The 11,490-nt window shown below is 48.5% G+C and carries 10 protein-coding genes and 2 pseudogenes; 9 read left to right on the top strand and 3 right to left on the bottom strand.

Annotated features, from left to right (window positions below; all coding sequences use genetic code 11):
• The first annotated feature begins 258 nt into the window (after positions 1–258).
• The 4 genes and pseudogenes from NNL21_RS26130 to NNL21_RS26115 form a co-directional block, all read left to right on the top strand.
• Positions 259–846 carry a TetR/AcrR family transcriptional regulator gene (locus NNL21_RS26130; protein ID WP_204821284.1) on the top strand — a complete coding sequence of 196 codons (588 nt, stop codon included), beginning with the start codon at positions 259–261 and terminating at the stop codon, positions 844–846.
• 57 nt (positions 847–903) lie between these two features.
• On the top strand, positions 904–2,169 hold the full coding sequence (locus tag NNL21_RS26125) for a phytoene desaturase family protein (RefSeq protein WP_204821283.1): 1,266 nt from the start codon (positions 904–906) through the stop codon (positions 2,167–2,169).
• Positions 2,114–3,178, top strand: coding sequence for a DMT family transporter (locus NNL21_RS26120; RefSeq protein ID WP_305880963.1), 1,065 nt, complete (start codon positions 2,114–2,116; stop codon positions 3,176–3,178). Before NNL21_RS26125 ends, NNL21_RS26120 begins: the two co-directional genes overlap by 56 nt.
• Positions 3,178–3,279, top strand: a pseudogene (locus NNL21_RS26115) (polyketide cyclase); the annotation flags it as partial. The gene NNL21_RS26120 and the pseudogene NNL21_RS26115, both read left to right, overlap by 1 nt.
• Before the next feature lie 187 nt (positions 3,280–3,466).
• Here the strand turns inward: NNL21_RS26115 and NNL21_RS26110 are convergent.
• Positions 3,467–3,895 (bottom strand): SRPBCC family protein, encoded by a 429-nt coding sequence (locus NNL21_RS26110; protein ID WP_204821282.1) that lies wholly within the window; start codon positions 3,893–3,895, stop codon positions 3,467–3,469.
• A gap of 283 nt (positions 3,896–4,178) precedes the next feature.
• On the opposite strand from NNL21_RS26110, the gene NNL21_RS26105 reads away from it, so the two are divergent.
• From NNL21_RS26105 to NNL21_RS26090, 4 genes are all read left to right on the top strand, one after another.
• Positions 4,179–4,604: a hypothetical protein gene (locus NNL21_RS26105; RefSeq protein WP_204821281.1), complete on the top strand. Its 426-nt coding sequence runs from the start codon at positions 4,179–4,181 to the stop codon at positions 4,602–4,604.
• Between the two features lie 542 nt (positions 4,605–5,146).
• Positions 5,147–5,632 carry a hypothetical protein gene (locus NNL21_RS26100; protein ID WP_204821280.1) on the top strand — a complete coding sequence of 162 codons (486 nt, stop codon included), beginning with the start codon at positions 5,147–5,149 and terminating at the stop codon, positions 5,630–5,632.
• Positions 5,586–6,128 (top strand): AraC family transcriptional regulator, encoded by a 543-nt coding sequence (locus NNL21_RS26095; protein ID WP_204821279.1) that lies wholly within the window; start codon positions 5,586–5,588, stop codon positions 6,126–6,128. The genes NNL21_RS26100 and NNL21_RS26095 overlap by 47 nt, the downstream gene beginning before the upstream one ends.
• A gap of 94 nt (positions 6,129–6,222) precedes the next feature.
• Positions 6,223–7,608, top strand: coding sequence for an MFS transporter (locus NNL21_RS26090; protein ID WP_204821278.1), 1,386 nt, complete (start codon positions 6,223–6,225; stop codon positions 7,606–7,608).
• A gap of 169 nt (positions 7,609–7,777) precedes the next feature.
• On the opposite strand, the pseudogene NNL21_RS36870 reads toward NNL21_RS26090, so the two are convergent.
• Positions 7,778–8,246: pseudogene (locus NNL21_RS36870) on the bottom strand (tyrosine-type recombinase/integrase).
• 825 nt (positions 8,247–9,071) lie between these two features.
• The gene (locus tag NNL21_RS26085; RefSeq protein WP_204821276.1) at positions 9,072–9,665 is read right to left on the bottom strand and encodes a TetR family transcriptional regulator; all 594 of its coding nucleotides are present in this window, start codon (positions 9,663–9,665) and stop codon (positions 9,072–9,074) included.
• Positions 9,666–9,865: 200 nt separating this feature from the next.
• Between NNL21_RS26085 and NNL21_RS26080 the strand changes: the two genes are divergently transcribed.
• A complete protein-coding gene (locus NNL21_RS26080) occupies positions 9,866–11,470 on the top strand; it encodes an FAD-dependent oxidoreductase (protein ID WP_204821275.1) in 1,605 nt (534 codons plus the stop codon).
• Positions 11,471–11,490: the final 20 nt, after the last annotated feature.

Genomic DNA, 11,490 nt, shown 5'->3' with positions numbered 1-11,490 from the left:
GGAGAGCCACCTAAAGCTGCTGTAATTTAAGAGAAAATACGCAAAGACTGAAGTGAGGCTAGGAGAAATGATCCCCTAGCCTCACTTTGTCAACAGTCCCTTAATTGCGGCTTTCAACTTTATGGATCAAGTTCTTGTCATTGAACGAAATCAAGCTCGCTTTGCCTCTAAGTTGGGAGTTGACAGGTGATGAAAATGTATATATTATAATGTCAGTAACCACTGACAGACACGATGAGAAAGCGAGATGATCGGAACATGGACATCAGCAAGCAGGGAAGCAGTGACCGGCTGTTGCTGGCTGCGATTAATCTGGTCTCGGAAAGGGGCTACAATGGCGTTACCACGCAAGAGATCGCTGAGACTGCCGGCCTGAGCGAGAAGACATTGTTCCGGCACTTCGGCAGCAAGCAGAAGCTCCTTGAAGCCGCCTTCGACCGGTATCACTACGCCGAAGAGATGAGAAAGATTTTCGCGGAGAAACTGGTATGGGAGCTAGAGGAAGATCTCTTTACGATCAGCAGGACGTACCACGAGATTATGGGCCGCAACCGCAAATTGATCCAAATCAGCATCAAGGATGAAGGCCAGATGCCGGGCTTCAAAGAACGGATGCAGCAGCACCCTCTGCAGTTGCTTGAGTTTCTGACGAATTACTTCAACGTCATGAGCGAGAAGGGTAAACTGCGGTTGACGGATCCGAAGATGCAGGCTTTTACGTTTATGATGTCGCAGTATGGGGCGTTCGTGAACGACTTGGAAACCGGGAAGAACTACCCGGATATCGCACTTAAACCTTTTGTCGAGGAAAGTGTCAGACTATTCGCTAGGGCTTTAACCCCCTAGCTTTTTTTACAAATAGAATGTCAGTAAGTACTGACGAACAAAAGGAGTAGGATCGAAATGACAGGACTAGGCAACAAGTATGAAGCTGCAGTGATAGGCGGAGGACTCACAGGGTTGACTGCCGCCGTATATCTGGCAAGGTCGGGGAAATCCGTTGTGGTGCTTGAGAAAGATAGCCGTTTGGGCGGGCTTGCCCAAACGGCACGGATGAATGGTGCATTGTTCAATCTGGGGCCTCATGCGATGTATGAAGGTGGGACTGCGCTTCGCATTCTGAGAGAACTGGATTGCCTGCCTGACGGAGGATACGCATCCAAGAGCGGCTTGATCGGCATTTTACAAGGAAAGATCGTAAGGGTTCCTGCCGATTTAACGCCGGAGGAGAATGCGGAATGGAGCAAGCTGATGAGCGGATTGAGCCAAATCGATATTGAGTCGATTCGTTCGATTAGCCTTCAAGAGTGGGGGGTTCAACACATCCGACACGAACAGGTGCGCCTCTTCTTCCACGCCATGTGCCGGCAATGGTCCTATTGCGACGATATGAGAGTGTTAAGCGCCGGTTACGTGATTGAGCAGGGTCAGCTTGCCGGGCAAGGCGTCCGTTATGTGGAGGGTGGCTGGCAGACCGTTGTGGAGAACTTGCGACATGCGGCTATTCAGGCCGGAGCTGCTATCGTTACCGGTTACAGCGCCGAGCAAATCCTGCTAAAAGACGGTAGCGTTCATGGGCTGGCGCTGTCAGATGGGGCGGAAATCAGAGCGGATGCCGTTATCGCAGCAAGCGGTCTGAATGAGGTATGCCAGCTAGTCAAGGGTGCGGAAAGGATGTCGATCGGGAGATGGAAGAATGAATCGCGCCCTCTGTATGCTGCATGTCTGGACATTGCGCTGAGACAACTGCCTAATCCGGAGCGTATTTTTGCACTTGGACTGGATCAACCTTTATATTTCTCCAAACATTCGGGGGCTGTCCAATTGAGCGATAACGGTGCACACGTACTCCATGTAATGAGATATAACGACAACGAGGCTGCAAGAGACGGCAAGGCAGATGAAAGAGAGCTCACTCGCCTCCTTGATCTGCTGGAGCCTGGCTGGGAGCGGGAAGTCGTTGCCGTTCGTTTCTCGCCGAATGTCCTTGTCGCCCATGATTCACGCACGATCCGTCATCATGGGGTGGGGCCGGCCCCCGACCCGATCGTGCCGGAAGTCCGCGGTTTGTACGTCGCAGGCGACTGGGTCGGTTCGGAAGGTCGGCTCGCTGATGCAGGCATGGCAAGCGCCAAGCAGGCTGCTCAGGAGGTGCTGCGCTATATCTGAATACACTTCGACGATCTCGTCGAAAGGGGTAAGGCTCGCCTACTCGCTAGCTGTCGTCAACGCCGTCGTAATCGGGATATCGTTCTTATTTATCAAAATGTCGCTTGACTACGCAAGCCCAATCGATACCCTGACGTTCCGCTTTGCCGCAGCATTCGCCATCCTATCCATCATGGCAGCGTCTGGCCTGGTCAAGCTGAACTACCGCGGCAAACCGCTATATAAATTGCTGATGCTGTCCAGTATGTATCCGCTCGGATTTTTCACCTTGCAAACGTACGGACTGCAGTACGCAACTTCCGCAGAGGGAGGTATTATCAATGCGCTAGCGCCGCTCGCAACGATGATTCTGGCTACCGTATTTTTGAAAGAAGCGACGTCCCAGTTGCAGAAGCTATCTATTGCAGTGTCTGTGTTCGGCGTTGTCTTTATTTTCGTCATGAAGGGAAACGGCATCGGCATTTCCAATATGAAAGGTGTTCTGCTGTTGCTGCTGGCTTGCTCGGCTTTCGCCGGGTACAGCGTGCTTGCCCGTGCCGTTTCGAAATATTTTAGCCCGGGGGAAATCAGTTATTTCATGGTAGGGATCGGATTTGCCGCATCGCTGATATTCTCCCTCACCTCCCATGTGTCAGATGGAACGCTAAGCAGCTTGACGGCGCCGTTTGCGAGCATGGCATTCGTGATGCTGATTCTTTACCTCGGAGCGGTTCAAGTCGCCACCGCGCTGATGGGAAACTATATCCTGTCCCGCATCGAAGCCTCGCGAATGAGTGTATTTATCAACTTATCAACGGTTGTCTCCATCGTCGCCGGCGCCTGGGTCCTCAGCGAGCCTGTTACCTGGTATCATGTGGTCGGTTTAGCGCTCATTATTGCCGGAGTCATTGGAACGAATCTACGGATACGGAAGGAAGGATTGAACTTATGGCCTGGTATGCGGGCCTGTGGCCAAAGCCGCCGAGGTGGGTCTTGGAAAAGGGCTTGGAAACGGCAGGTTCGGCCCTGATGGTAGATGTAGGTGAACGTGAGATTGTGATCATCCGTGTATTTGATGCTCCACGCGAGCTTGTGTTTGATGCTTGGACGAAAGAGGAGCACCTGTCGAAGTAGTGGGGACCTCGAGGTTTCAGGGGTCACCTCACGAAACGGAAAAAATCGTACGCTAAGCAATTTGTTACATGAAAAAACCGGTCCCTTTACACTACAAGGAATCCGGTTTTCGTAATTACGTACCTAGAGCGAAGTTGTTGAACTAACATTTCCGTTAGTGAAATGAGCAATTTAACTCAAATTATTAAAACTTACGTTTATGATAGGAGAGACCTTCACCCTCTTCACAATAGGATTTGAGACTATAAAGGAAAATAGCCCAGTTGTAGTTACAAGAGCGATAAAATGGCGTTACTTCTTTCCAGTTCATATGACGTAAAGTAATAAAAGATTTCCCGTTCTTCTCATCAATATCAAAGGAAATAATTGTACCAATCCATTCTGGATCTGAATCTATACACTGCCACACGACTTTTTTATTAGTGATCAATTCCTCTATTTTCATCTTAGTTATGTCATTGCTGCCGAATCGAAATTCATTAATAAAGCCAATCTGATTATTGATAATGAGTTCATTGGTCCATATTTCCGACAGTCCATCAGCGGTGGTTAAAGTTTCATACACCTTCGACGCTGGAACATGTACGGTTTGCAAGTGCTCGATATTTGCCATGTCTTACCCCTTTCTATACCTTGGATATGATACTAACAGTTGATATTTACCTGTCTGCAATAATTTATGCTTGATGCTTATGATAACATATGATGAATATAATAGTTTCTTTTGGATTGCTATGTCGCAATTATTGCAATTATTTGTTCAACCAACCTGCACGTTAATCCCCCACTGAGTCTGTTGACAAATTGCGTCTGTACTCCCGTATTGGACAGGCGCTTGTAAGTAGCCAAACAAAGTCGAAGTGGGACCCATTCGCAGCTATCGAATCAATCTTGCCATGGAGAAATTTACCGAAAGCGTCACCGAGACGGAGAAATTAGCGCAACCATCAAACTTCGACCACCTTCCGCTGATAGGTAACGGGTTCCCCCAACTTCGACGATATACCTCTTCGTTACTAGAATCGCTTCAACTCAAGGCAGCACCAACCGCACAAGACATTTTAGATGGAGTAGACACGATTAAGGGAATGAATCATCGACAGGCGCGTAAAGTGTCAGATGATGCGCCTACAAGTTTTGTTCGCAAACGTTGGGAAAGTGTTGTCTGGAATGAGGATGGTCTCGACCGGCGTTTTTATGAACTCTGTGTGTTATCAGAATTGAAGAATGTGCTTCGATCCAGTGACATCTGGGTGCAAGGATCGCGTCAGTTCAAGGATTTCGAAGAATATTTGATACCTAAACCACGCTTCACGGATTAACGTAATCGACAAGAACTTGACCTATCTGTAGAATCTGACTGCGATCGTTTCCTTAAAGAGCGGCTGACAGTATTAGAATGTGAATTGGAAAAAACGGAACATCTTGCTTCGCAAAACGAATTACCGGATGCAGCTATCACAGATAGCCGACTTAAAATCACTCCACTCTCTAACGCAGTTCCAAAGGAAGCGGACATACAGATGCGTCAAGCGTATTCTTTGCTTCCACACCCAGGACATTGATCAAAGTCGACTTCCCTGACCATGGCTAAACTGACTTCATAATTCAAGGTCAATGAGGACAGGACCCTGTCTGTGGTGTTCAGTGAAAATAAAGTGTCAGACTGAAAAATATAGTTGTAGACTGAGAAAATAAAGTATTAGACTCACGCGGCGGCGCTGAACTAAGGGCGGGGTGCTTGGAGAAACAGGAAAAGAAATTTACATTCTCAAAAGAGATTGCATTTTGCTCAATATACGGTAGTAGGGTATTCTAAAGAAGTGTGAGCAGTATGGATAGATAGCGAGAGGAGGTTGATAATATGGACATAATAAATCCATCTATAAATCAGTTTCTGGAACAGATGAAATTTGCTTATCGGACCAAGGATCAAACGGAGCAGATGAGATACAAGGGGTCAGCGGGTGATGGGTTCGTTATGCGATTGGTTCCCAGGCCTGATATGCTGATCATGATAACCAATTGCACATTAGCTGAGCATACGCAGGTCAACTTTTCTTTTGAAGAAGCGATGGTCGAGTTGATGATATGTTTTCAAGGTGAGGGAGCGGTTCAGGCAGCAGGAGTGCATGGCACAATGCGTCCCAATACGTTAACGCTTGGGCTTATGAACGGCATAAAGGGAAAGTACTTTTTTGCCGGAGAACGGTCGATGATTACGTTAGGCATTTATTTCAGCTGCTACATTCGATCGTTATCTTACAGGGTTAGACGGATCTCAATCGACGGATTTCAAACAATTGATCGGCAGTCGGCCGCTGCTTCAGCTCCAGCAATCTATTCTTGATACGCCGATCTTACAGTTGGCCAGTCGAATTATGAATATTCCCTACACCCATAATATCCGTAATATTGAGCTGGAGAGCCTAGCTCTGGAGATATTATCCTATTCTTTGCAGATCTTCGTATATGATTCGAATCGTACTAATCTGCCGGCTGCGATAACCAAAAGCGAATTCCAGAGGCTGCAGCATGCGAAAGAGGTGTTGCTGCAGCAGATGGATAATCCGCCCTCACTGCTGGAGTTGTCCCGCATCATTGGGATGAATGATTTCAAGCTGAAGCATCATTTCAAAGCAGTATTCGGAACGACAGTATTTGGTTATCTGCGAGATATACGGATGGAGAAGGCTATACTGCTGCTGCAAGATGGAATGACGAGTGTAAGTATGGCCGCGGCGCATGTAGGGTATACCAATGCGAGTTATTTTGCAAGTGCATTTCGTAAACGGTATGGGATGAATCCAAGCGAATTCCTTCATTACGCAAATAATATCCGCTGAGCATTGCTGCTATCCGTGAGGAGGTAGCATCCATGTTATCCGTATTCTACACTAAAGCAACAGGTAGAATATGCGTAGACAAGGATGGAATAAGATGGAGAAAATAATGGCTGACGATGCAGCGGTTTATAAACTTGACGGGAAGAAAGCTGTTCCATGGATTTTGTTCGTGATGTTCTTCGGCGTGTTAAATGAAACGGTGTTTAATATATCAACACCCAAGGTAGTGGCTCAATATGACTTGTCACCTACAGGAGTCAGTTGGATTATTACAGTCTTCTTTATTACCTTCGGTATCGGAACAGTCGTATACGGGAAGCTTGCCGATATGTACAGCGTACGTTCGTTAATTACGAATGGGCTTGTCATTTATGCTCTCGGCGCTTTGGTTGGATTTCTTATGCAGCAGTGGTATGCGGCTGTCATTATTGGAAGGGCTATTCAAGGTGTAGGAGCTTCGGCAATTCCGGCGTTGATTATGATTGTGACAGCCAGATATTTTACACCGTCGGATCGGAGCAAGTTGTTTGGCATTCTGGCTTCGACCTCATCTTTTGCCATCGGCATAGGTCCCGTTGTAGGCGGCATCATCTCAGCCTATATTCATTGGTCAGCTTTATTTCTTCTTTCGCTCATTCCGCTGTTATCCATCCCGTTCTTCCGCCGAACGTTTCCTGTTGAGGTGAAGCGAGCAGGAAGTATGGATATACCGGGACTTCTGATGCTTAGCGTGAGTGTGACCGCATTTGTATTCTGGTTCACAGATCCGTCATGGCTGTTGCTGCTGTTGGGAATAGCGGCACTAGGCGCCTTTATATGGCGGATACGCACAGCGGCAGAACCCTTCGTACAACCTGAACTTTTCAGAAGCCGTTCTTATCGCACGGGACTGCTGGCAGGAACGCTCTTGTTCGTTGTAATGACCGGAATGCCATTTGTTCTTCCGCTATTCTTAAGCGGAGTACATGGATTCAATACAGATCGGATCGGCCTCATGTTGTTCCCGGGTTCGATAAGTGCGGTCGTCTTTGGAACGATTGCCGGACGGTTGGCGGCGAGCAAGGGGGCCAACTATGTAGCGTATATCGGACTACTGCTTGTTGGAGCAGCACTGCTCGGAGTCATGTTTATGATGACACAATGGATTTGGTATATCGCGTTCATGTTGATCCCCCTATATATAGGTTTCGCATTCGTCCAAACCGGACTCTATGACAAGTTGGCCCAAGTTATTCCACTGGAGCTGATGGGTGTTGGAATGGGGCTCTTCGGGCTTGTTTCTCAAATATCTGGAGCGTTCGGAACGGCTGCGATTGCCCAGGTGTTGAACAAGGATTGGCTTGGCCACAGCATTGTTCCGATGTTTGAACTGGGAGCATCGACAGCCTACTGGAATTTGTTAATTGGATTTATAGTGCTGATTATCGTAGCCTGGCTGCTATATCGGTTGGCATTCGGTTACAAGAGGGATGTTAGTTGATTGTGTTTTCATTCTTACATCCCCAAAATGTATCTGATAAATAATGGTATTAAAGTAAACCTTAGAAACTGAATTTATAGATTTAGAGACAGATCACGATTGAGTCTCAAAAACGAAACAGGCTGATTGTCCACTATTTGTGGCCTCAGCCTGTTGTTTTTGTTGCTTCTCATTCCAGTTTCATATGTTCCACCGGGCTGTATCGATAATGCTGCTCTCTAATCTCGTTGCTAAAGAGCCATACATAGGTGTGAACCATTTCCAGCGAAGAGTGCCCCAAAATTTGTTGGAGCAAAACGGATCGCCGCCGTTTCGGATATATTTTTGCCATCGTGTGTCTGAAGGTATGAGGCGATACGCGAACGACAGCGATTCGGGCCATTTTTCCGTAATCCGTAATCCGATCCTGGATGCTGCGGATATGCAGTGGCCCATTTTCCAGCGAAACGAATGACCTGGCTGTACCACGTTCTGTAATGTATGATTGCAGCACTTTGGCGCATGTTTTTTTGAAAAGGTACGTTCCTCGCCTTGCCGCCCTTCCCTGGAGCAATTCGTAGTTCCCTCTCCTTGAAATTAATATCCTTAAGCGTCAGTGCAAGAAGTTCCCCGATTCGAATGCCCGTCTCCAGCAGCACGATGATTCGGCATACGCAGCAGCTGAAGAACTTGATCGTGCGTAAACGTATGAATCGTATCTTTCGGCGCTGTGAGCAAAGTCAGTTCTTCCGCGACGTTGACCACTACATAGTCATGTTACAACAGGAAGGAAAAGAAGGCTTTGCAGCTCTTCAAACGTCCATTGATGGTATGGGGAGTCAGTGCCTTGTCAATCATAGGACCAATAAAATAAGTTTGTAGATCTTGGAGCGATACAGAATAGGGATCGAGGGTTTGATTTTTCTCTACAAACCCTTTGTTCATTTGTTGAAGACTGCATTCATAAAACGCAATGGTTCTGCGGGACAGATTCCGATGCTTGCAGTCAAGCAAAAAGCATAGAGCAAATCATCAAACGAGGGACGAGTTTTTATTAAGAGATACCGCCAGCAAATCTGGATTGCTGGCGGTATCCCATGCCCATCAAGCTAAAAACAAAATAATCCCCCAAACCGAAAAAAACACACTTTTCTTTCTTTAGGGCCCAGTGACAGGGTTGCTGCTCTAGTCCGCAGGATTCATCAAGCTTTATTTGATACAGCATCGCTTTTTCGCCAAATCGGGGCACAACTAACCCCTGAAAATGCTTGCAAAATAATAATTAGCTTAAAAGTGATACGATTGGACAAAAAAAAGGGGCTATGATCTTCACTGATCATGGCTCCTTTACGCTTATTCCGGTTTTCTGTTCGACTGCTCCCTAAACCCCGAGTACGAAGTGGAAGGGAGAGAAGAGGAGAAGAAGCCATCCAATCCCAAGCAGGAGCGTGAGGCGATCCTCAAGATGATTGCCGAGGGGCGCATCACACCACCATCTCGGTATCCCCAGAAGCATCGATCCCATGTGCTAACAGATCGAGACCAGCCGTGACCATAGCGGAGAGACCAGCATGAATCTCCTCGGAAGATTCGCCTTTTAATCGCCGCCTCGCGTATTCCGCAAAGATCCTCGCATAAAGGGTCAGGATCAGATGCGCAACGAGGCGAGGCACGATATCATCCGATTCTGTGCCCATGTCTTCGGCAAAGGCATGGGCCAGATCCTCTTCAACAGACTCAGTCATTTGCCGACCCCGAGCTTGCAGGGTAGGGCTTTCCCGAATCACCCGGAAGACCTGCTCCCGCGTAGAATCTTGCTCTGGGGACGGTATCGCTTTCATAGGTTCGAGACTGCCGAGCAGCAATTGGCGAAGAAAAGTGAGCAATGATTCGCCTTTCTCACGCTGACGAACGATTCCGGCCAGGGAAGCCTCCATAGGTTGGTTGAGTCCAAAAAAGAGGTCCTCTTTAGTTGGAAAATAATTATAGACGGTATTTACCGACACATCAGCTGCTTCAGCCACTTCGGTCACTGTCACCTGCTCAAAGCCACGCTCAATAAAGAGCTCTAAAGCCACTCTTGCGATCTTCTCCCGTGTCTGCTGCTTTTTTCGTTCACGTCGTCCTAGTGTCTGTATCATAAACACATTGTAGTTCTTTTTGCAATGGACCGCAAGATTGGGGTTGACTTTATTTCTGCATCACGTATATTATTGGTGTAACTTAAATATTAAAGTTAATTCAAAAAATGTACGAAATGCAGAAAGGAAGAACAATAATGGAAGATGTCTCTGTTCCGGTTTTGATAGTTGGTGCCGGACCAACCGGCCTCTCGACCGCGCTCTTTCTGGCGCAGCAACAGATCCCGTATATACTCATTGAGAAACATCCAGGCACAGCGATCCATCCCCGACCGATTGGCCTGGGAGCGCGGACGATGGAGGTATTTCGGGCGCTAGGGCTGGAAGAGAGAGTCAGGAAAGCCGCCGAGCCGCTCAGCAGGAGCCGAGGTGAAATTTTTGTCGAGACCCTTGCCTCCGCCAACATGGCACAGGTCAAACGCCTGAACCTGGATGGGAAAGATCTTGAGACGTTCGATCAGATGAAAGAAGCAGAGAAGGCTATCAGTCCTGCCACAGGCTGTCTGATTAATCAAGCTGCTCTGGAGCCCGTGTTATTTGAGGCGGCGCGGGAACGAGGCGGGGATCTGCGCCTTCAGACTGAATTGGTGTCTTTTGAGCAAGATGAGACGGGTGTGACTGCTCTCGTTGTGGATCGCAAGACGGGAGTGCAGCAGCGTATCCGTGTTGACTACCTGGTTGCCGCGGATGGGGCTAATAGCCTTGCACTGCGCACTCTTGCAATCCCGACGAAAAGCTTTACGTTGTCAGAGATGCATACACTTGCAATTGACTTTCGTGCAGACCTGAGCGAGCTGGTACGAGGCCACGAGTTTATACTCTGTACGATAGAGACCCCTGAAGCTCAGGGCCTGCTCATGGCAGTCAATAATAGTGATCGCTGGCTTTTTCAGATGCCCGGGAATCTCGAAAATGGAGAGTTGAAGGCCCCATCTGTCAAACGCTGCCAGGATCTGGTGCGCAAGGCTATCGGGATACCTGACCTCGCGGTAGAAATCATGGGTATTCGCCACTGGAAGCCGCAGGAGAGGCTGGCTGAGCGCTACCAAGTTGGGCGAGTTTTCCTGGCTGGCGACGCGGCTCATGTCATCCTGCCCACAGGCGGCGTGGGTGCGAATCTGGGCATCCAGGATGGACAGAACCTTGCCTGGAAGCTGGGCGCCGTCCTCCAGGGTTACGCTGATTCCACCTTGCTCTCGACCTACGAGACGGAAAGGCGTCACGTGGCTGGCTTTGCTGCAGAGCAGGAAGAGGCCACCGACCGAGAAAAAACGACGGATAACGAACTACAGGCTCTCTTTGGATTCTACGCCTCGTCAGCTGTGCTCTCAAATGAAGAAGGAATCACACCAGACTACACGGAGCTGAAAGGGCAGTCCGGCTCACGTGTGCCTCACCTGTGGGTAGAGTATCAGGACCGATGCATCTCAACTCTTGATATTACCAGTCGTCATTTCGTCCTGCTGACAGGTCCAGAAGGGAGAAGCTGGCAACAGGCTGCGCGGGAATGTGCTGCTCACTTTGGCATCGAACTGCCCGTCTATAGTGTTGGTTCTGAAGGAGAGCTTTTAGCAAGCAAGGAGAGCTGGCAACGGGTTACCGGCCTGCCTGATCATGGCATGCTCCTGGTTCGGCCTGACGGCTTTGTGGCGGCTCGTGTGAGCGCCCTTGATGAGGATAGGGGTCGGCAGCTTATGGGGATACTCTCGGCGTTGCATTTGTGTCCGAGGGTGCACACTTAAAGAGGGATTGGAGAGCAACA

Source organism: Paenibacillus mendelii, assembly GCF_024498075.1.
Classification (GTDB): domain Bacteria; phylum Bacillota; class Bacilli; order Paenibacillales; family Paenibacillaceae; genus Paenibacillus_Z; species Paenibacillus_Z mendelii.
This window is presented reverse-complemented; position numbering and strand designations above follow the sequence as displayed.